Origin of the sequence: Sphingobium sp. (genome assembly GCF_049304695.1) — a bacterium.
GTDB lineage: Bacteria > Pseudomonadota > Alphaproteobacteria > Sphingomonadales > Sphingomonadaceae > Sphingobium.
In genome coordinates, this window is record NZ_JBAQOK010000059.1 from 70111 (window position 1) to 91431 (window position 21321).

Here is a 21321-nt window from a genome sequence, read left to right on the forward strand (position 1 = left end):
TCAATCCTCCACCTTGAAGCCGGGACCGAAGAGTTCCTTCCAGACCCCTTTGTCATTTTCAGCGGAAGCGAAGTTCGCAGTCTCCCACGCTTCCTGGGCCGCAGCGACGATCTCCTTGCGCTCAGCCTCCGAAATCCGGCTGGTCACATTGTTGAGGCTGTAGACCGGATCGAGGATCACGACCGGGTCCGAAAATGACCCGAACGGTGCGGTGTTCTCAGGGAAACTGATCTGGTCTTTGAGGCCCGATTGGGCGATATAGAGAAGGAAGTTGCGGAAGCGCTGCTCGACGCTGCCCGCCTTGCCCTGCGTTGCCAGAACATGCGCCATGATCAGTTCAATGGCGAAAGACTTGAGCGGCTTGATCTCCGCATAGTTGCGCCACTTCTTCGCCATTCGGACCAGGGTGCGGAAATCGCCGTCCTGATTCTTGCGATCGCGAACGAACTGAATCTGGCACGGCGCGCAGGTCTGGACCTTCGAGCCGTCATGGATGTCATACTGCCAGCCATAGCCTGCCCGCGTCGCATCTTCGATCACCGGCACGATGTCGACGCTGAGCCCCGAACCAACAAATTTCACCGTGGCGGCCTTGCGCTGAATCTCGAAATCCTCGACCGATTTGGTCGGATAAATCTTGATCAACAGATCGTAGATCGTGGCGCTGAGGCTATCGAGGGTTTCCTTGGTCACGTCGCGGCCAGTGATGTAGAACACCACGTCGACGTCTACCGGATCGGACGCCGTCTTGCGAAGAATCGTGTATTTCGCGAACGACCCCGCTTTCACGACCTTGGTGATCTTGATTTCGGTTTTGTCGCGGACACTCTTGCACAGCTCGGTGATCAGCCGATCAACCTGCGCGTGATACTCTTTCCGCTTATCCGCGGGCAAGCGCAGCACATTGCTGTCATAGTATCGCAATTCCGTGTTACTCAAAGCCATCGCCCCACCCTTTCCGGTTTGGCATTCTCAACCGGAATGGGACCGGCCCCTTGCAACACGCTTCGGTTTACAGAAATCCGAGTTAGCGCAGCATTAAGCCTAATCTGAGTGCTGTTTACCGCTTTTCAAGAGGTTTTGGTTTACAAAAGTGTTCCTATATCGCATTTATGGAAACCGACCTGTTGCGGTCGTCAAGGAGGCCATCATGATCGGAAACAAGCTAAAGGTCGCGAGGTCGGCATCCGGCATGTCGCTACGGGCGCTTGCCGATGCCATGGGCAGCATCGTCTCCGCTCAGGCCGTCGGCAAGTATGAACGCAACGAAGATATGCCGAGTTCTCGCGTACTGATCGCCCTTGCGAAAGCGCTCTCTGTCTCCGAGGAATATCTACTGAACGAGGACGAGCTGTCGCTGGAAGGCGTGGATTTTCGTAAGAAGGTCGGCACGTCGTCCCGTGAGGAAGCCACGCTCGAAGCGCGCGCCATTCACATGCTTGAACGCTATCTCGCGGTCGAGGACATGCTCCAGATGCGCAGCGTCGAATGGGAACAGCCGCGAAGCGCGCCGCATCCCGTGTCAGATATTCGGGATGCGGAAGATGCGGCCCGTTCCGTTCGGGACGATTGGGGGCTGGGTAACGACCCCATCCCGCAACTCGCGGAGCTGCTCGAGGAACGCGGCATCAAGGTGCTCTCACTCGATCTTGATGATGTGGACGGGCTTGCCGCCAAGGTCCGGCGCAAGGGCAGCGATGCGGCGCGCGTCATTGTCATCAAGCAGAGCTCCTGGTCGGAACGCAAGCGCTTCAATCTGGCGCATGAGCTTGGTCATATGGTCATCGCTCCCTCTGGCGGTGTCGACGAGGAGAAGGCCGCACATCGCTTCGCTGGCGCGTTTCTGATGCCGGCGGACGTGCTCCGTGCCGAAGTGGGCGCCCATCGATCCTCGATCAGCATCGGCGAACTGGTGGCGCTCAAGCGACTGTTCGGTGTCAGCATCCAGGCCCTGGCGTATCGCTGCAAGGATCTTGGCATCATCAACCAGGCGGCCTGCGCCCGTCTGTTCAAGGTTTTTGCGGAGCGTGGCTGGCGGACCTCACCATTCGAGGAACCGGAAAGCATGAAGCCGGAACTGGAAGAACCTCGTCGTTTCGAGCGCCTATGCTTTCGGGCCTTGGCCGAAGGCGTGATCGGAGAGTCGCGGGCCGCCGAGCTACTCGGCATTTCCGTGCGCGAACTCGATCGACGACTGGATCAGGTGGCGGCCTGATCCGTGACGGTTCTGGTTTCCGACACTTCGGTCATCATCGACCTCGAACGGGCGGACCTTCTCGATGAGATGTTCCTGCTGCCGTTTGAGTTCGCGGTGCCTGATCTCCTTTACATCCGTGAACTGGAAGGGGAACTCGGAGACAGGCTGATGGCGCTCGGGCTGCGCGTCGAGGAACTTACAGTTTCCGAACTGCGGCGCGCGACCGGCGTCAATCGACAGCACCAGAAACTCTCCGTACCCGATACCTTTGCCTTCGCCCTTGCGGAGTCCCGAACATGGACGCTGCTGACCGGCGACGGGATCCTGCGCGAGCTGGCCGCTATCGAACAGATCGCCATGCATGGCGTCCTATGGCTTTTCGACCAGATGGCTGATGGCGACCATGTGCAGTTCGATCGGCTGCATGGTGGCCTGACCCAGCTCTTTGCTCATCCCCGCTGCCGCCTTCCTGCGAACGAAGTGAAACATCGCTTGACCCGGTTTGCCGGTTGACTTGGATCGGCAGGAGAACGAGCGCCAACCAAAAGCCTCATCCGATCAGGCACTTGATAGAGCCAGCTAAACAGCGATGGCACCCCGTAACGTGAATTTCGCAATGCCATCGCGCCAGCAATTCTTAGACCTGGCTATCGAAATCCGCGTGACGTCCCGTCGGTTAAATGGCACGTCTCGAAGTATGGCGATCCTCTGGACAATATTCCGTATCATCGGACTCTACGTCGGCTTCTTTATTGCCAGCGCAATATTATCCGCGGTAGTACTGGACAGCCTTTCCGACGCACTCGAAGCGCTCTTCATGCTGTTCGCGCCGGTCTTGTTCATAATCTGGTATGAAAAGCGCCGAGCCGCGAAGATGGCCTTGAGGAATGCCACCGCGAGAACCAATCCCGCACGCCGGCGCCAGTTGGCGTTCGACGAAAGGGACGCAGAAAATTCGAGGCCAAGCTCACGTTCGGAAAATCAACGCGTTGTCCCTTTCGTGCGTCCAGCGATACCGGAGGACGCGGCGAATTATCCTCCGCTTGTGGGTTCGGGCGTCGGAGAAGCCGGTGCTCCAACCGCAAGCATAACCATGTCCCAGTCGCGATGGCCTGACGGCCAATCCAGGACGCAAGAACTCCGGCAGCGGCTGTTCGGCGACGATTCCTCGATATTTGATCCGAAGAACGCCGACCGCGTTCAGGCGATTGCCGCGCGATCATCACCGGTTGAAGCGGCTCCGGAAGCTGCCGTCACGCCCGCAGCCTTGCCTGCGTACCGACCGCAACAGGATAATGCCGAACTTGTCCGTGTCGGCAAGGCAGCGCGGGAAGCCCTCGAGGCCGCGTCGCTGAGGCGTGCGACGAAGGAGAGCGCCGTCCCGCCGCAGCAGGTTGCTCCCTCCATCAACGGCCCGATCGCGCGCGCAGGAACTGTTCCAGCGGCCCACCGTCCGTCACGGATCGAAGAACTGCGCCAGAAGCTTTTCGGGAGCGATCCCGCTGTCCATACACCGCCAAGGCCCGCAAGGCGTGCTGAACAGCGTCCGGTCACTCGCCAGAGTTCTTCAGTCAAAATCCAGGGATGGCTGCGCAAGGGGCAACTAGTGACCATCGCCGGACGCGAGATCGACGGCATGGTCTATGTGGGCGCGTCGCCCAAGATCAACGCGCATGGCTATGGCGAGAAATGCCGCGCTTATATCGATCCGTCCCTATCGGTCGCATCATCCGGGTCCGACAGCAATGGCGATGGTATGTCATACTGGCCCGGATATTCGAACATTCCGGCCGTGTGCCGGGCCACCTATCTCGACTGGCTGGCCGGTGGCCGCCGCGATGCGACCGTCAATCCCGGCTATATGTTCCTCTTCTTCTACGGCCTGGAGCGCCGCTTTCTGGTCGACCAGCCACCAGAAGACGAAAAACGGGAGATCGTTGCCGAGGTGGAGCGTCTCAAGGCCGTCTTTGCCCAGAACTATTCGGTGCAGAGATATCTTGGCGAGTTTCTGGACATTGCCCGCATCATGGCGATGGGCGGGCTGTCGTTGGATGATCCGGCACTCAAGCAGTCCATCCTCGACAATCGCAGCTGGGAGCTGCCCTTTTCCCTGAAATTTGCGCTCGGGGGAATGATTGCCGAAGGGAAGGCGTTCGATGCGGAATGGCTGCATCTTTGGCTGATGTGCCATCCAGAGCGCCGCCTTCGCACGCCGGCTGAACGCTGCAGCGAAGAGTTCAAGGCGCTCTTCAGATTGAAGTTCAACGCACTCTATCCCGATGGCCTGAAGGTGCGAACGCCGCGCAAGCAGCTCGCGATGAACTACCGCGCCGCGTCGAGCGAATTCAGTTGTTCTGTCAATCTCACAGCGGGCGAAGGCAAAGACATCGCAGTCCCCGACGTCTCCGATCTTCGTTCGCCCATCCAGAAAGCGCAGAAGATTGCGGATGAGGCGATGGATGAGCTCGATAAGTTCAGCCGCTACCTTGGGCGCAATGCGGACGGCAGGGGATCGATTGAGGCACAGGCGCTGCTTCCTGCCCGATTGTGGGGATTGTTCCCTTCCGCAGAGTTGGAAGGCCTCAGGGAATGGGCGCGTGAGCGAGTGGCAGCTGGCGGTCTCGTCCCGGCGCTCGAGGTGGTTTCTCGTCTGGAGGGCAGTTCTCCCAAGAAGCTTGGCAAACGCCAGTTAACCGGCGCGGCCGATGCGCTCGCCCGCATCGGCTTCGGCATGGCGCCCGATCCGAGATTCTCGCTGCGCGCGCCCAGGATCGACGAACCGGTCGTGATGTTCGATCTCGGCGAGACGGTCGAGCAACTCGAAACAGTCTCGCCTGCCTATCGTGCGGCCTTGTTCGAACTGGCGTTGGCGACCTTCGTTGCACATTCGGACAGCAAGATCGTCGAAGCGGAACGCCGAGCATTGCGCGATAAGGTCGAAGCGATCAGCGGCATCGGCGATCCCGAGAGAAAGCGTCTCCATGCCAATCTGACTTGGTATCTGGAGGTTGCTCCTGACATGTCGTGGCTGCGCAGCAGATTGAAGGAAGTGGATGCCGAGCACCATCTCACGCTGCGTGCGGCGGTTGTCGTGATTGCCCATGCCGATAGCATCATCCGATCCGAGGAGGTCGCTTGCATCGAGAAGATCTACAAGGCGTTGGGGATCGATGCTGGCCTCGTATATGCAGATCTTCATGCTGGCGATGCCCCGGATGGACCGGTACGGGTCAGGGCAGCCGAACCGGAGGCGCCAGGCGAACGAATTCCTGCCGAACCTCAATCAAGGGGCGGTGCGCTCAATGCGGCGCGCATCGCTGCGATCCGCAGCGATACCGAGCGCGTTTCGAATGTCCTGGGCGAGATATTCGCAGCAGACGACGATGCGGGCGACGGGGCGCCGCGCGAACATGCGCTTCCAACGGCATTGCCAGGCCTCGACAGCAAACATGCGGATCTGGTGACACTTCTCATCCAGCGCGACCATTGGACGCTGCGAGGCTTCGCTGACATCGCCGGAGAACAGGGCCTGCTGCCGTCCGGCGCTCTGGAAGCTATCAATGAGTGGGCCTTCCAGAAGTTCGAAGAAGCGTTGCTTGACGAATATGATGGCTATGACGTGTCGCCGGATATCGCGGGAGCGTTGCGGGCCGAAATGGCGAAGGAGGATAGTTGATGTCGAAATTGAAGCCGCGCGAGCGTGATGCGATCGTTCAGGCATTGCGCGCGGGCGTGGTTCCGAAGCTGGGGCTTCGTCACATTCAGGTCGGTCGCGCTCGTGAGATTGAGGAACTCGTCAAGGATATGGACCGGATCGCCGACGGAGGTTCCGCGATCCGGTTCATCATTGGCGAATATGGGTCGGGCAAGACCTTCTTCATGAATCTCATACGCCTTGTGGCGCTGGAAAAGGGGCTGGTCGTGATGTTTGCCGATCTGGCTCCTGACCGGAGGATCCATGCCACAGGCGGCCAGGCGCGGGGCCTGTATGCCGAAATGGCGCGGAATCTCGCGACGAGAACCAAGCCGGATGGCGGCGCGCTTACCAATGTCGTCGAGCGTTTCGTCAGCCAGGCCCAGCACGATGCCGAGGCGAAAGACCAGCCGACGGTAGACATCATTCGCCAGCGCCTGGCCCATTTTGAGGAACTGACCGGAGGCTTCGACTTCGCGCAGGTCATACGCCGCTATTGGGAAGGGCAAGAAACAGGTGACGAAGAACTCAAGTCGGCCGCGATCCGCTGGCTGCGCGGGGAATTCGCCACCAGAACCGACGCGCGCAAGGCTCTTGGGGTTCGCACGATCGTCGATGACGCCAGCGTCTACGACCAGCTGAAGCTGATGTCGGCGTTTGTTTGCGAAGCGGGTTATAAGGGGCTGCTCGTTGGTCTCGACGAGATGGTCAACCTCTACAAATTGACCTCATCGCAGGCACGCAACGCCAATTACGAGCAGATCCTGCGCATTTTGAATGACGTCCTGCAGGGTAGTGCGGAAAATCTCGGTTTCCTCATGGGCGGAACGCCCGAATTCCTGATGAACACCCGCCGTGGACTCTACAGCTATGAAGCGTTGCAATCGCGTCTGGCCCAGAACAGCTTCGCCCGCGAGGGTCTCGTGGACCTCTCCGGCCCCGTCATTCGCCTTGCGAGCCTGACGCCTGAAGATCTGTTCGTGCTGCTAGCCAATATCCGCGCCGTTATGCAGAGCGAAGGCGCGTGTCTGCCGGATGATGCCCTGGAGGCGTTTATGGTCCATTGCTCGGACAGGATCGGCGAGGCCTATTTCCGGACACCACGCAACACCGTTACCGCCTTTGTGAACCTCCTCGCGGTTCTCGAGCAAAACCCCGGTGTTGAATGGTCCGATCTCATCGGCACGCTCGACGTCACCCAGGATGATGGTGACGATATGAGCGATGTCGATGAGACTGTCGGCGCGGCTCCAGCGGCGGATGAGCTTGCCAGCTTCCGGCTGTGAGCACCGCCTTCGACAAGCTTGCCAGACCGATCCAGAAGTGGATTCGCGAGCAGGACTGGCGTGAACTGCGCGATATCCAAGCACGCGCAACGCACGTGCTCATGGACAGTGACGCTGACCTCATCGTTGCCGCCAGCACGGCAGGCGGAAAGACCGAGGCCGCGTTTCTTCCGCTGCTTTCTCAAGTGTTCAATGATCCATCCGAACTCTCTGGCTTTGACATTCTCTATGTCGCACCGTTGAAGGCGCTCATCACTGATCAAGCGCGGCGGCTGGACGATGTCTGCCGCGAGACCGAACTACCGGTCATCCCCTGGCACGGCGACGTACCATCTTCGGTCAAAGCCCGTGCCCTTAGGCATCCCAGAGGCGTACTGCTGATCACGCCGGAATCGCTCGAAGCCCTCTTCATTCGCCGAGGACTGGAGATACCGCGACTGTTCGGCGCGACACGAGCGGTGATCCTTGACGAACTGCATTCCGTGCTCGACAGTGAGCGCGGCATTCAGATGCGCTCGCTGCTCGCGCGCCTCGAGCAGTCACTAAACCGCCCGATCCGCCGTGTCGGTCTCTCGGCTACGCTCGGGGACATGGAACTGGCAAAGGCCTATCTCCGCCCAGACAATCCCGAGAACGTCGAGACCGTGATCGCCACAAGCGGTTCGGCGGAGCTGCAACTCCAGTTGCGCGGCTATGTGGCCGGGGACAAGGATGACGATGCACCATCGGCAACCGACGCCATTTCCCTTCATCTCTTCGGACATCTCAGGGGCAGTGACAATCTGGTGTTTGCAGGCGCGCGCCAGACAGTCGAAATCTATTCGGATCGATTGCGGACCTTGTGCGAGAAGGAGCATCTGCCGCAGGAATTCTACCCCCATCATGCGAGCCTATCCCGCGACCATCGCGATTTCGTGGAACGGCGGCTGAAGGATGGCAATGCGCCAACCACGGCGATCTGCACTTCGACGCTTGAACTCGGTATCGACATCGGTGATGTGACCTGTGTCGGGCAAATCGGCGCCCCTTTCAGCGTGGCCTCGCTCCGGCAGAGGCTGGGCCGGTCAGGGCGACGCCCGGGCAAGCCTGCCATTCTCAGGCAATATGTCGTCGAGGCAAAGCTGACCCCGACGAGCAACTTTTCCGACCGATTGCGCCTTGGCCTGGTGCGGGCCACTGCGATGATCGAACTGCTGCTGGAAGGCTGGTGCGAGCCGCCACAGCGCGGCGCGCTGCACCTCTCGACGCTTGTCCATCAGATTCTGTCGGTGATCGCGGAGCGCGGCGGCGTTCGCGCACAACAGCTTTACGGAATGCTGTGCCAGAAGGGACCGTTTCGACAGGTCGACACCCAACTCTTTCTCGATGTCCTGCGGGCGCTCGGCCAGCCTGAAACAGCGCTGATCGAGCAGGCCGACGATGGCTTGCTGCTCCTCGGCGCAAAGGGCGAGAGGCTGGTCGAGCATTACAGCTTCTATGCGGTCTTCCAGACGCCCGAGGAGTACCGCCTGATATCCGGGGGGAAGGAGCTTGGCACCTTGCCAATCGACAATCTGATAACTCCGGGAATGCTGATCATCTTCTCAGGACGCCGCTGGCTGATCCTGGAGGTCCTCGACCGAGACCGCATCATCATGGTTTCACCGGCCAAAGCCGGGGTCCCCCCGCTTTTCGGGGGGGACCCGGGGAATATCCATGACCGGGTGATCGAAAGAATGTTCGATATACTCGAGAGCCGCCACCGCCCGATTTACATGGATGCAACAGCGCTGGAATTACTTGAGGAAGCTCAATGTCAATACGCCCACCTGTGCTTCGACCCTGGTCGCATTGCGCATCTTGGCGACAAGGCCGCAGTCCTCGCCACGAAAACAGGCTCGGTTCGTACCACAACGCTGGCCCTTGCCCTGCGCGCTAGCGGATTTACGATTCAGACACACGATGGCTTACTTGAAGTCTTTGGAAACGACGAAACGCCTCCGCTCATCGAGGCGCTTTCAGCAATGGCGAGCGGCAAGCCTTTAGATCTGTTCGGCCATTCGCCGAACCTGCTATTTGAGAAGTTCCATCCCCACCTTACCGAAGGGTTGCTGCAGAAAGATGCGCTTTCAGCGCGGTTAGACCCTGACGGATTGGCTGAACTTTCCCGCTCAATCCTGAGGTGAACGAAAGGCCGCTATCAGGGATCGTGTTCTAGCGGATTGAATGGCGGCTTTGTTGGCGGCAGCGGCGATCGGTATTTCCAAGCCGGAATGTCCGTTATCCCATTATCAGTGCTCGGAACCTGACTGTCGCGAATGTCCCATCCTTGGTCATTCCGCTGTAGAATTCTTTGCGCAGATAACAGTCTAAGAGCGTCAATGGGCTGCCTTTTCGCGAAGTTTCGCGACATGGGCTGTGCATATGGAATGTGTCATCCGGCCGAGGATCTCTACCCTCTCAGCCAGCCAGTTCAGTTCTTCCAGATCGATCTGATAATGCTTAGAATAGCGCGCCTTCACATAGGCGTCCTTCAGCTTCTGAAACATTGCGCGTTCCTTGCGTAAGCCCCGAGGCCAAACATCGAAAAGCGCGGGGTTTCTACCTTCGGCCTGTAGTCGGAGGAAGGCGATATTGTGATCGTACGGGGTGTAAAATGTCAGCGTTAAAAGGATAGCCTGATAGAGAGCTTCGGCTGTACGATGGAGTAAGAAGGCCGCTTGCTTTTTGAAGTCTCGCTCGATTGCCACTTTGGCCAGCTCAAAATTACTCATCGCATCAGGAAAATATTCGTCGAAATAGTCCTGCGCGGCTGTTGCTGCTTCCGACGGCGTCTTGGGCTTGGGCTTGGCCAGTTCGCGATCGTCGGCCTCGTAGAGGGCGATGCCCTGTTCGGCGATTTCCATGAAGAAGACCCGGCCATGGCTGAGGCCCTGGTTCACTTGCTGGAGTGAGTGGACGATGAAATGCACTGGCGTATTGATGCGCTTCTCGATCAGATAGGCGTCGATGAGGCGCTGCTCTGCGACCGACCAATAGGCCGCGACGTCGGCCAGTTCCTTCTGGTTGACGATGACCAGGATATCCATGTCGGATTTATACTGATTGGCATCGAAGGGCGCATCGATCCAATCGCCCCGGGCATAGGAACCGAACAGGATGATCTTGAGGATGCGGGCCGACTTCTTGCGGCCGGTCGCATTCTCGGTTGCCTCCCGAAACTCGGCGAACAAGATGCGCACAACCTCTTCGAGTTCGCGCTGCTTGGCTGCTGGGAGGTGGTCAAGGTCGGTACGCATCACTGATGTCCAATGAGGTGGATCGCGTCCTTGCCCCCGGCCACCCCGTTTGGCGTCAGGCGGCGGTCGAACGTCGCGAGCTTGCCTCTGTTGGCGACCGCAAGGGCAAGGAGATAGGTGTCGGTCACCTGCGCTGACGTCAGGATCTGGCTTGCATCGACATGGTCTGCGGTCAGCAGGCTGATATCGTCCGGCCAGAAACTGTGACCAGGAAGCCTACACATCTGGGCCATGATCGTCGCGACCTCGGCTGGAGAACCCGGCGTTGCGGGATAGCGGACATTGCCGACGATCCGGATCAAGCCGTTTTCGGTGATAGGACAAGTCGCCCAAGCCTTTCTGCCTTCCGCTTCGAACCATTGGTGCGCTGCTTCATGACCGACATGGTTGGGGTCGATCAGTGCAACGAGAACATTGACGTCCAGAAGATAGGTCATGGCGCCTCATCACGCAGGGCGTTGACGATATCCTGCGTCACCACGACCCCAGGCTTGGCCGGCAAGAGACTGATCCCGTTGCGCGTGCGCGTCGCTTCGGGCGCACGGAGCGCCTTGCGGGCGAGATCCGACAGGACGCGCCCGATCGAACTATGCTGATGATTGGCAATCGCACGCGCCGCCGCCATGACATCATCATCGATCACCAGGGTCGTCCGCATCGCATTATCCTTACGCATTGAGCATCGCGCATCATATGCCATCTGAATCGATGGCGCAACGATGGACGAATGTGGCGGCTGCCGCATATGCACCGTCCATGACTTGGTCGAGGGCGTCCTTGATAGGCGGTGCCAGCCGAACCGTGATCCGTCGCTTGTCGCGCGGGTCGGGACGGCGCGTCAATATCCTCCGCCCGGCCAAATTGGCGGTCCACCGATGCGCGCTTGAATGGGGGATGTTGGCGACCGTGCAGAGGGCGGACTGATAGACCGCAAAACCTTCCAGCTCGGCCTGGTACAGATGGAGCAACATGTCCCAGTTGGGATTGGTGCACAGGTGAGTGCCCAGGCTCTTTTCGATCAGACGACGTTCCTCGATCAGTGCCCGGCACGTCTGCAGCCGTTTATGCCGCCGCCTCGCTGCGGCCTCTTCCAGATCGTCGTCGTTGTGCCGCATTTTATCCCCTGTCGATGCACGCGAATATCTATCCCTGCTTCCGTTCAGCCGGTGACCGGCGCCGACAATTCGCCGGCCCGAAAAGCGTCGATCAGAGCATGCTGCTCGGGGGCCAGCATGTCGATCGCGCCAACCTGCCGCCCCGGATCGCGCAACAGAAGGGAAGGACAGCGTCCCTCGTGGTTGCCAAGATTAGGTCGGTGAATGCGGTAGCCCAGCAAATCGGTCAGATCGGCATCGAATGCGCGCGCGACTTCGGGCGGGTAGGCCAGCCACTGCAGTTCATAAGGCTTGAGCCATCCCAGTGTATAACTGATAATCATGCCGCGGCGGGGCGCGAGCGAATGATTGGCCCCGCCGGCATGCAACGTGGAGCCCAGGAACAGGAGCGCCGCGCCCGGTTCCATCTCGGCGACGATGGATTCGTGCGGATCGATCAGCACCTCACTGCAGCGCCGATGGCTGCCCGGCCAGACATGGGTTGTGCCATTCTCCTGGGTGTAGGACGTGAACGGCCACATCACATTGACCAGAAACTCGACCCCGAGCGCCGGATCGACCAGGCGGCTGCATGGCCACATATCCTGGTCGCGATGCGGCACCTGCTTCCGCGAACCGGGCATTAGCTCAATCGCTTGCGTAAGGTTGAGCGAGACATGATCACACCAGGGACCCAGCACCTTCTGCACGATATCGAGGATTATGGGATGCTGGACGAAATCCCTTGTCCGGTCTGACCGCCTGAGCAGACTGCCAAAGCGTTTCGTATCGTCGCCGTAAAATGGCCCCGCCGAAAGCGGGGTGGCGCTAAAGTCGTCGGCGAGGTCGCACGCCAGGGCTGTAACCTCACATGGGGATATGGCCTGCGGAATGATGCAATAGCCCTGGTCGAGCAGTAGATCGGCGTGAAACTCTGCACATGGAGTATCGGGTAAATGTGCCATGGTCGTTTCTCCTATGCGGCGGCAGCCGCGGCGAATTGAACGGGCGCAGGGCGCCAGACGCCGGCGGCTTGCATCAACGCGGGCGTGTCTTCCGAGATGATGATCTGCATCGCACCCAGCATGCCGCAGGCCAGCGTCCTTGGAAGGCCAAGCGGACGGCATTCCCACCCGAAGGACAGGATCTGGCTGAACCAGGGCATGTCGGCCACGCAGCAATAGCTCTCGATGCCTTCCTTTAGCGCGAAGCTGGCCGCCATCGTCACAAGGTGATCGCGGACCTGACGGCGCTCGGCCGCACGCAAGTCGCGAGACAGGCAGAAGCGCGATATCTCCCAGATCGTGGCACTCGCGGGCGGTGCCTGATCGCACAGTTCAGGGAAGATATCGCCAAGAAGGTTGGGGCCGCTGGTGGGCAGAAGCCGCATCGATCCCAGATGGGTGCCGTCGCGCTCGGCGGCAATCAGATAGATGGTCGATGGACCGTCGAACTGATCGATTTCATAGCGTCCGGCCAGGACGGGGATGTCCCAGCGGAGCAGATCGATGAAGACGCGCTTGCGCGCCTCATACATGGATCGAAGAACGGTTTGTTCCTGGAGGCTCCCGCCTCGAATGATTTGCATCATGTCGGCTCCCTTGTCCGGTTGGCAAGTCAGCGTCGCGCAACAGGGACGGGGGAACAATTCCTCCAAAAAGAGGGATGGCGGGGAGTGGGGGACCGAAGATAGTGCCGCACGCAAAGCGTGCGGCTTTGGAAGATCTACCTTCTGATATTGAGGGCGCGGTAGCAAATCTGTCCGTCGAACAGGGCGCGGACGACCAGCTCGGTTCGCTTGTAGACATCATATTTGCGCATGGCATCCTCAATATATTGGCGGACCGTGTTCGGTGAAATATTGAGGATACCCCCAATCTCGGCATTGCCCTTACCGCATCCAACCAGGGCAATGCAGTCAAGCTCCCTCTGGCTGAGCGCGGGAATGTCGGGCGTTTTCGTGCCAGGTGCCCATCGCGCACGCTGCAAACGGCGCGCCGCTTCAAACGCGAACATGCCGATGACTTGAGCGGCCCCTAACAGGTCGGCGGTGGGCCTGACAGTCTCGCGTCCTGCGAACGAACAGCTTCCCCTATATTCGCCGGCCGCCTGCACCGGGATGGTCAAGCCCTCGCGCAAACCGAATGGCTTGGCCTCTTCGAGGATGTGACGTTGTCGTTTCGTCATCCTGATCATGGCGGGAATGACGCTCCACAGGAAGGCCGTTACCGTTTTCGTGCTGGCTGCATGCACGGGGTCGTCGACATAATAGTTGCGTAGCAGGGATCGCTCTATCCAGCCTTCAGGGTAGCTGGTGATCACCATAGTGTCGTGGGGCGGACCGATCAGATCCACATGATCAACGAGGGCGAATTGCTCGAAACCCAACGAGGGCGTTGCCTCGCCGAGCAGCGCCTTAAGCGCAAATTCGTCCTTAACTTCTCTGCAGTCGTCTACAAAGGTTGCGAGACGCGGTGACATATACATGACTTTCTCCTCATATGGGTTGGCCTGTCGGCGACACTGTCCAAATTGACGACGCGATCCTCGCGCATCGGTCCGCTCACTGCCGGGCTGCTGCCCATCCCGGCCGTGGAGGAGAGCCGGGGTCACTTTGCTCAGCGGAACGGGAGAAGAGTAACAGCGGCGACGTCAGCGCCAAGTCGGTTTTAAACCGAAATGTTCTTTTCACAAATTTGTCATCGAAGGCGTGGCTTGGACGCAACATCCTATCGGCGGCAAGCGCGCCTCAACGGGCCCGCCCGCCCCGATACACAAGGCACGGTGCTGCGATTTGGGCGATGGGTTTAGGCAGTGATCTTCGCGATAATGCTAGGTCAGCATTCTCATCACTGATCGACCGCCTATCTTGGCGGCTTCGACTTCTTGCCAGGCATTTTGGGTGGTAGCGGGGGCTTGAGGGCGGCAATGGCTGCTGCGCCACCACGTTGGATTGAGAGCTGCCGCAGCTCGCGCAACTCCCGTTCAGTCAGTGTTTCTACCGACAGATCCTGGACAACAGCAGCATAGCGCAATTGCACGGAGATGCGCGCAGCGTCGATCTCGTTGGACGATTTGCGCTGTCTCGTCTCAAGCTCGGCCAGACGTTCGCGTGCGGTTAGTCTCAGCATGATCCATGGTCCTCATGGATCTGCCCGCCGGAAGTGAGAATGCCAAATCTACACAGCGTTGCAAGGGGGGTGTCGGCGCTGAGGTGCAGATACTGCTCGTTCAGGGGAAGCGATCTGGCAGGCGCTGACCCGATCGGGATTACGGCTTTTCCAGATCCTCCAAATAATCGGACGCAAAGTCTACCTTGAAGGCTGACCTAAGAAGGAGGTAGTGATCTGGCATCTGGTAGGTCCGCCATTCTTTACAGGTCGGCAGCTTGCCCTTCTGACTGTGCTTGATCTCCGGGGTGTACGGGGGGGGGCGACAATATCGTGGATATAGTCCCCCGCCTGATCGTCAACAGCATCGATGCGACCATCGCCGCTGCTGAGGCGGGGGTGGGATTCGCCAATGTGCTGAGCTACCAATCGGCCCCGCGCATCGCGAACGGGCAGTTAGTGGAGGTGCTGGCGGATCATGCCCCGACCCCCATGCCGGTAAGCTTGCTCTACGATCCCGGTCGGGCGGCTATGCCTGCGGTTCGCGTATTCATTGAGGCCATGCGGGAACAAGGGAGGCAAGGAGCGTGGTCCTGATCAAGATCGGTGCGAACCGAGAGCACAAAATCATTGTCCCGAGAACGGAGCAGAACGCCCGATTGCGGGAATCAGGACTTCCCCTTTGACAGGCTGGAATGGTTCGATCGCGGAATTGAGTAGGCAGTTTTTCTCCTGAACGGGGACTTACAAATCAACGACCAACGACCAACGACCTAAACGGGATAGAGCTTTGCCTTCAGCCCAGCCGAAATCACCCCGCAGAACTTCGGTGCGAGTCTAAGCTATCCCGTTCAGCTGGACGCTTATGTCGCCACAAAGCCAACGGGCGGCGCGCGCGTGATGAAATGGCCCTTCACCCCGTCGGGCCATTGCGCATAGGCTACCCGCCCATCTTCGCTCTCGGCATAATGCACGGCATAGTCGAGGATAGCCCGCGCCGCCGCCTCGTCGGGCAGGAAGTGCCCAAGCACATAGCTGATCTTGCCGGGCGCACGCAGATGGATGGTGCAATGCGCCTTGCAGGCAAAAAGGCAGGGCATCTCCTGGACGTCCACGCCATCATAGCGGTTGGAACTCGCTTTGACCTGGTGCAGTGCCTCCACCAGCCTCCCTCCGCCGAACACGCCATTTGCGTCCTGCCGCTCCTCGGGGGAGAAGCGACAGCTGTTGCAGGCGACGATGGCAGGCCCATCCTTGACCGCTTGCAACATGGTCAGGCCGCCGCCCGCAGATCGCGCCGCAGCAACCCGCCGCTTTCCAGCAGAAGCTGGAACAGGCGGAGGCCACCCAGGATAAGGGCGTAACGGACAAATTGCCGCAGCAGGATGTCCGGCGTGAACGCTGCATAGCCTGCGTTCATCGCCACGGCACCGACCAGAACGACCAGCTTGAACCCGACGAAGGCAGCGATATAGGCGATGACGAGCCGCGCAAAGGAGGACCGGACCGGCAAGGCGCTGACCGCGTGATCAGCCACCAGCAAGGCGGCCATAGCGGCCAGCGCCAGGGTGAACGCCCATCCGGCATTCTGCGCCGTCAGCGAATAGTCCAACAGGCAATAGCCGACGGCCTGCGACGCCGACCAGGCGGCCAGCATGAGGATGATCCCCGCCGTGCGCGGCACATAGAGCGTCGCGAGCGCAGCCAGAGCGGGAAAGGGCGTGGCGCAGGCCAGCACCAGCGTCGTCGCTATGCTGGCGAAGGTCATCGATCCGATCCACAGATTGCGGGCGGCGGCAGGGGACATAGGCTGCATGTACAGGCACTCCTTGGCTTTACGGGGATGGGGATAGGGGCGGGTCATCACAGCCGCGCCCGGAACCCGGCGTAGATGCTGCGGCCAAGCTGGCCATAGCGACGCGCGGTTTCATAATAGTCGTCGAACAGATTTTCGGCCCGCGCGAACAGGGTGAGGGTCTGCGTCACCGGCATCTCCGCGCGCAAGTCGATGATCGTATAAGCGCGGTTGACGAAGGGCGTCACCGTGGCACTGGTCCGCGCCGTGTCGATCGTCTCGCCTGACCATCGCATGGCGACCGCCGTGTTGAGGCCGAACGGCCAGGCATAGCGCGCCGTCGCATTGGCGGCGTGGCGCGGCCTGCGCGCAAGCTGGTTGCTGAAATTCAGGCCCGGCGACCGGTCTTCCGCCACGATCCAGCTATAATTGCCGTCGACGGTCAGGCGGCCGATATGGGCAAGCCCTGCCATCTCCAAACCATGCGCCTCGCTCCGCTGAATATTGGCATAATAGCCGGCGCGCGGCGTGGTCGTTCCTGGCGCAAGGCAAAGCGGCGGGCGGTTGCTCGTTGGGCAGCCATTATAGGTGATCAGATTGTCCGTGTTCCGCTCGAACCAGGTGGCCGACAGGATCAGCTTGCGGTCGAAAAGATGCTGCTCGACGCCGACGTCCCAACCGCGCGACTTTTCCGGGTCCAGCGCAATGTTCCCATATTCGCTGTGCAACTGATAAAGGGTAGGGGCTTTGAAGCCCTCGCCATAGCTGGCGCGCAGGATCGTGCGATCGTCAAACAGCGACCAGACCGCGCCGCCGCCAAACACCATATTGCCGCCAAAGGCCGAATGATGATCGTGGCGAAGCCCGCCATTGAGCGTGAGGCCGACGACCGGCTCGATCCTGACCTGGGCATATTGGCTGTCGATATCGGCCGACGCCCGGATGGTGGCATAGCTGGCCAGGCTGTTGGGGGGAGAGGCAGAGCGCATCGTCTGTTCTTCGCGTTCCGCACCGAAGACGATGGTCCAGCCTTGAGCGAGGCCAAGCGTACCCTGATATTCGTAACGATCGGTTTGCCCCTTTGCGGCGAAACTTTCCGGCCGTATCAATCTCAACGGATTGATATTGTCGCGCACCGTTTCGCTACGGCTAAACCCCAGCCGATTGTGCAGCGCGCCGTCGAACAGATCGGCATTGAGGCCAGCATAACCGGTCCACTCCTCGACCAGCGAATATTCGGGGCTGTCCGGGACCGATCCGGCGCTGTCGATGTCGGCGCGCCCCTTGGCATAATAGCCCCGCATGTCGATCGACACGTCGGGCGACAGGGCAAGGCTGACCCGCCCGTTGAGCGTGCTGTTGGTATATCCGTCCCGCTCCTTGCCGCCAAAGCGCGGGCTGATCGCGGAGATGCCGTCGGTTGTGAAGCGCCCCCCTGCCACGCGCCAGTGAACGGGGCCGCTGCGCCCGCCCACGGCTGCCCGCGCATGGACGGTATCGCGCGATCCGGCTTCGATATCGGCGGACGCCTCCAGCGCGCGATCGGGCGTTGCCGTCACGATGTTGACCACGCCACCGATCGCCTGGCTGCCCCACAGGATCGACTGCGGCCCGCGCAATATTTCGATCTGGTCGATGTCGCCGGTCATCAGTGTCGCGAAATTATAGCCGCCACCGGTCGAGGACGGGTCTGCCAGCTTCACCCCGTCGATGACCAGCACGGTCTGGTCGCCCTCGGCACCGCGGATGCGGATGGATGTCGCCGTGCCATAGCCGCCATTGCGGGTGAAGCTGATGCCTGGCGTGCGGACCAACAGGTCCGACACGACAGGTGCCTGCGATGCATCGATCGCCTTCTTGTTAAGAACTGTGAGGCTGGAGGCGACGGTATCGACAGGCGTTGGCGTGCGCAGCGCCGACACGATGATGACGCTACCGGCATCGACTGCCGCCAAGGGCTCGGCCAGGGCGGCTACAGGAAGGCCGACCAGTACGGCCAAGCTGGTTTGCAAGATTATACGCATTACTATTCCCCCGTCTTTGACAAGACCGGGCGCGCACGACGCGGAGCAGGAACGGGCGCAGAACGCACGACACCACGCCGCGCGAACACGCACGGTCGAACTGTCGTTGCGCGAGGATATCCTCGTTCGACCGGCACACCCTGTCCGGACGAAGAACGACTGCGACGGGCAGGTCTCCTGGCTTGCGGGTCAACGCCGGTTCGGCCGCCTTCTCAGAACCTTGAAGGTTCCAATGGCATCTGGCCGATGGCTCACCGCTCACAGTTGCAGGGGCAGCCGGGGTCTTGAACCCCGTTCCCTTTTGATCCCCTTGCGGGGAACCTGTCGCAATTTCTGACCTCTAGGCGGGAAGCATCAGGCAATCAAGTGGAAGAAACTGCCGGTCACGTCGCCGTTGCGATGTCCGGCGGGTGGCAACGCATGGCCCTGGGCGTCGGCCATGTCGGCAAGGGGTATGCCCTCGCCCGCCAGTATCGTCGCATAGTGGAACTCGTGGCCGAGCAGCAACTGTCCCGCCGACGCGAAGCGGGTGTCTTCACGCAAGGTGGCCTTGCGATAGCCCAGCGTCATGCGTCGTTTGGCAAAGCTCGTTTCCACCGGCAGCAATCCGGCCATGGCATGGACGACGCCGTCTGCATCTTCCAGCGATCGGCCAAGCACCATATAGCCGCCACACTCTCCATGGACCGGGTGATCGGCAGCGAACGCGCGCAGCCCCGACAGGAAGCGCGCGTTGGTCGCAATCCGCCCGGCATGAAGCTCGGGATAGCCGCCCGGCAACCAGCAAGCGTCGCAGTCGGCAGGGGGCGCTTCGTCGGCAAGCGGCGAGAAGAAGCAGAGTTCAGCGCCCGCCGCGCGCCACCATTGCGCCAGATGCGGGTAGAAGAAGCTGAAGGCGCTGTCCCGCGCCACCGCAATCCGCTGGCCAGGTGGGCGAATGGTGGCGGGCTGACATGCCGCGTCCTTGGCGGGGGCCGCTGCCTTGACGATCGCGTCCAGATCGCATTGGCTGCCCACATGATCAGCGATTGAAGCGATGCGACTGTCCAGTTCGCCCGTCTCTCTGGCTTGCACCAGGCCCAAATGGCGGGAGGGCATCTCCATGGTCTTTTCCGCCCCGACCATGCCGAGCAGGGGCAGGCCCGCGCGCGCAAAGCCCTCTTCGACCATGGCGGCGTGGCGCACGCTCGCCACGCGGTTGACGATGAACCCCGCGATCGGCGGGGCACCCGGAAAGGTCGCGCAGCCATGCGCCACGGCAGCGACCGACTGGGCCGCAGCGCGGGCATCGACGACCAGCAGCACGGGCCATCCCAGCAAGCGTGCGACATCCGCCGAAGCGCCGGATCGGCCGTCTGCCTGCGCGCCGTCGAACAGCCCCATGGCACCTTCCGCAATGACGAGATCACTCTCACTCGCCGCCTGCGCCGCCAGTCCCCGCAGCAGCGGTCCGTCCATCGCAAAGCCATCCAGGTTGATCGACGGCCGTCCGGTCGCGACTTCGTGGAAGGCCGGATCGAGATAATCCGGCCCGCATTTCGCGCCCTGGATGCGCAGCCCCCGATCACGCAGCGCTCGCTGGAGGCCAATGGTGATTATGGTTTTGCCCGCACCCGAAGCAGGCGCTGCGACGACGATTCCCGCTCCAAGCGACAGCCCTGCGGCGGCGGTCAAAATTCGATACCTTTCTGTGCCTTCACGCCCGTCTGGAAATGATGCTTGATCTGCACCATTTCCGTGACGAGATCGGCCGCTTCGATCAGGGCATCGGGTGCATTGCGGCCCGTGACGATGACATGTTTCATGGTGTCACGATCCATCAAGCCCGCGATCACCTCTTCGACCGGCAGATAGTTGTAGCGCAGCACGATGTTGAGTTCGTCGGCGATTACGAGGGCATAGCTTGGATCGGCGATCATCCGCCTAACCTCGTCCCATCCCGCGCGCGCCCATTCGATGTCGCGGGCGCGATCTTGCGTGTCCCAGGTAAAGCCTTCGCCCATGACCTTGTGATCCACCTGCCCCGGAAAGGCGGCATAGACGGCCTTTTCGCCCGTCGCCCATCCGCCCTTGATGAACTGGACGATGCCGACCTTCATGCCATGGCCCAGCGCGCGGCAGGCCATGCCGAACGCGGCGGTGGACTTGCCTTTGCCCTTGCCCGTGTGGACGATCAAAAGGCCCTTTTCTTCGGTTTTCCGTGCAATCTTGTCCTGCATGAACGCCTGGCGTTTCCTCGCCTTGGCGTTGTGGCGTGCATTGATATCGTCCTGATGGTCCATCTGCGATCCTTACGTCGAATGCGCGCGTCCAGATGGACACGCGGGGGGCTTTCATGCCGCTCGAACGGAAAAACCGTGTCCGGGCCAGTCCCTGGGCCGGGGCAAGAGCGACCCGTGTCGGCAGGTCTCCTGGCTTGCGGGTCAGGGCCGACCAGGCCGCCTTCTCAGGATCGCTCCCAATGGCATATGGCCCGGCGACTCGCCGCTTACAGTTGCAGGGACAGCGATGGAATCGGCGCGACACGCCTCACCATCTTCCCCTTTAAGCCCGATGGGCACCGACATGGTCGAAGGCAATTGCCTTCAGGCCAACATCTAAAGACGCCTTGCTCCGAAAGCCACAGGCTTCGCTGGAAAAGATATTGCCAACTGCGTTTCTTGGCTCAGCTTGGCAGTCCGACAGGGAATGGCTGCCACCCAGACCGATTAACGCTCCAAGTTGCGGAAATAGTTCGAAACACCAAGCGTGAACGCTCGCAACTTTAGCAGGCTGTCACAAAGGGGGCGATAGGCGGACAATTGGCATTTCGGGATCAAAAATTAAACGCTAAGTGGCGAATC

Annotated in this window: 20 protein-coding genes and 2 riboswitches; of the genes, 6 read left to right on the top strand and 14 right to left on the bottom strand. The window is 60.5% G+C overall.

The genetic code is table 11. The features are described from left to right. Window positions 1–945: a CBASS oligonucleotide cyclase gene (locus tag WA070_RS09395; RefSeq protein ID WP_169575564.1), complete on the bottom strand. Its 945-nt coding sequence runs from the start codon at window positions 943–945 to the stop codon at window positions 1–3. A 205-nt stretch (window positions 946–1150) separates the two neighbouring features. Here WA070_RS09395 and WA070_RS09400 point away from each other — a divergent pair, with 205 nt between their 5' ends. The 5 genes from WA070_RS09400 (at window position 1151) to WA070_RS09420 (ending at window position 9342) form a co-directional block, all read left to right on the top strand. Further along, entirely contained in the window at window positions 1151–2215 is a 1065-nt protein-coding gene (locus tag WA070_RS09400) for an XRE family transcriptional regulator (RefSeq protein ID WP_043151729.1), read from the top strand. A 3-nt stretch (window positions 2216–2218) separates the two neighbouring features. Beyond that, the gene (locus WA070_RS09405; RefSeq protein WP_169575583.1) at window positions 2219–2710 is read left to right on the top strand and encodes a hypothetical protein; all 492 of its coding nucleotides are present in this window, start codon (window positions 2219–2221) and stop codon (window positions 2708–2710) included. Window positions 2711–2786: 76 nt separating this feature from the next. Continuing rightward, window positions 2787–5873: a TerB N-terminal domain-containing protein gene (locus WA070_RS09410; RefSeq protein ID WP_422633772.1), complete on the top strand. Its 3087-nt coding sequence runs from the start codon at window positions 2787–2789 to the stop codon at window positions 5871–5873. Beyond that, window positions 5873–7177, top strand: coding sequence for an ATP-binding protein (locus WA070_RS09415; protein ID WP_422633773.1), 1305 nt, complete (start codon window positions 5873–5875; stop codon window positions 7175–7177). Before WA070_RS09410 ends, WA070_RS09415 begins: the two co-directional genes overlap by 1 nt. Next, a complete protein-coding gene (locus tag WA070_RS09420; RefSeq protein WP_422633774.1) occupies window positions 7174–9342 on the top strand; it encodes a DEAD/DEAH box helicase in 2169 nt (722 codons plus the stop codon). Before WA070_RS09415 ends, WA070_RS09420 begins: the two co-directional genes overlap by 4 nt. Window positions 9343–9534: 192 nt before the next feature. Here the strand turns inward: WA070_RS09420 and WA070_RS09425 are convergent, their stop codons facing one another. From WA070_RS09425 to WA070_RS09460, 8 genes are all read right to left on the bottom strand, one after another. Beyond that, window positions 9535–10455 (bottom strand): nucleotidyltransferase and HEPN domain-containing protein, encoded by a 921-nt coding sequence (locus WA070_RS09425; RefSeq protein ID WP_043151692.1) that lies wholly within the window; start codon window positions 10453–10455, stop codon window positions 9535–9537. Next, window positions 10455–10892 carry a TA system VapC family ribonuclease toxin gene (locus WA070_RS09430; protein WP_169574768.1) on the bottom strand — a complete coding sequence of 146 codons (438 nt, stop codon included), beginning with the start codon at window positions 10890–10892 and terminating at the stop codon, window positions 10455–10457. The genes WA070_RS09425 and WA070_RS09430 overlap by 1 nt, the downstream gene beginning before the upstream one ends. Continuing rightward, a complete protein-coding gene (locus WA070_RS09435; RefSeq protein ID WP_206378001.1) occupies window positions 10889–11113 on the bottom strand; it encodes a hypothetical protein in 225 nt (74 codons plus the stop codon). The genes WA070_RS09430 and WA070_RS09435 overlap by 4 nt, the downstream gene beginning before the upstream one ends. 31 nt (window positions 11114–11144) lie before the next feature. Beyond that, a complete protein-coding gene (locus WA070_RS09440; RefSeq protein ID WP_169574770.1) occupies window positions 11145–11570 on the bottom strand; it encodes a MarR family transcriptional regulator in 426 nt (141 codons plus the stop codon). Between the two features lie 44 nt (window positions 11571–11614). Next, window positions 11615–12514 carry a phytanoyl-CoA dioxygenase family protein gene (locus WA070_RS09445; RefSeq protein ID WP_169574771.1) on the bottom strand — a complete coding sequence of 300 codons (900 nt, stop codon included), beginning with the start codon at window positions 12512–12514 and terminating at the stop codon, window positions 11615–11617. Window positions 12515–12525: 11 nt separating this feature from the next. After that, window positions 12526–13140, bottom strand: coding sequence for an acyl-homoserine-lactone synthase (locus tag WA070_RS09450; RefSeq protein ID WP_169574772.1), 615 nt, complete (start codon window positions 13138–13140; stop codon window positions 12526–12528). 134 nt (window positions 13141–13274) lie between these two features. Then, window positions 13275–14036 carry a LuxR family transcriptional regulator gene (locus tag WA070_RS09455; protein ID WP_169574773.1) on the bottom strand — a complete coding sequence of 254 codons (762 nt, stop codon included), beginning with the start codon at window positions 14034–14036 and terminating at the stop codon, window positions 13275–13277. A 377-nt stretch (window positions 14037–14413) separates the two neighbouring features. Next, entirely contained in the window at window positions 14414–14680 is a 267-nt protein-coding gene (locus WA070_RS09460; protein WP_422633775.1) for a hypothetical protein, read from the bottom strand. 312 nt (window positions 14681–14992) lie between these two features. Between WA070_RS09460 and WA070_RS09465 the strand changes: the two genes are divergently transcribed. After that, complete coding sequence (locus tag WA070_RS09465; protein ID WP_328804703.1) at window positions 14993–15256, top strand: LysR substrate-binding domain-containing protein; 264 nt, start codon at window positions 14993–14995, stop codon at window positions 15254–15256. 266 nt (window positions 15257–15522) lie between these two features. Here WA070_RS09465 and WA070_RS09470 read toward each other — a convergent pair whose 3' ends face one another. The 5 genes from WA070_RS09470 to cobO all read right to left on the bottom strand — a co-directional run bounded on the left by WA070_RS09470 (window position 15523) and on the right by cobO (window position 20760). Further along, complete coding sequence (locus WA070_RS09470) at window positions 15523–15930, bottom strand: DUF1636 domain-containing protein (protein WP_169574775.1); 408 nt, start codon at window positions 15928–15930, stop codon at window positions 15523–15525. 2 nt (window positions 15931–15932) lie between these two features. Next, entirely contained in the window at window positions 15933–16475 is a 543-nt protein-coding gene (locus WA070_RS09475) for a hypothetical protein (protein WP_169574776.1), read from the bottom strand. Window positions 16476–16522: 47 nt separating this feature from the next. Next, entirely contained in the window at window positions 16523–18478 is a 1956-nt protein-coding gene (locus WA070_RS09480; protein WP_422633776.1) for a TonB-dependent receptor plug domain-containing protein, read from the bottom strand. Between the two features lie 150 nt (window positions 18479–18628). Beyond that, a riboswitch (cobalamin riboswitch) is annotated at window positions 18629–18818 on the bottom strand. A gap of 14 nt (window positions 18819–18832) precedes the next feature. Next, window positions 18833–20152 carry a cobyrinate a,c-diamide synthase gene (locus WA070_RS09485; protein ID WP_235955181.1) on the bottom strand — a complete coding sequence of 440 codons (1320 nt, stop codon included), beginning with the start codon at window positions 20150–20152 and terminating at the stop codon, window positions 18833–18835. Beyond that, window positions 20149–20760 (bottom strand): cob(I)yrinic acid a,c-diamide adenosyltransferase, encoded by a 612-nt coding sequence (cobO, locus tag WA070_RS09490; protein WP_169574778.1) that lies wholly within the window; start codon window positions 20758–20760, stop codon window positions 20149–20151. Before cobO ends, WA070_RS09485 begins: the two co-directional genes overlap by 4 nt. Before the next feature lie 102 nt (window positions 20761–20862). After that, window positions 20863–21057: riboswitch (cobalamin riboswitch) on the bottom strand. Between the last annotated feature and the right edge of the window lie 264 nt (window positions 21058–21321).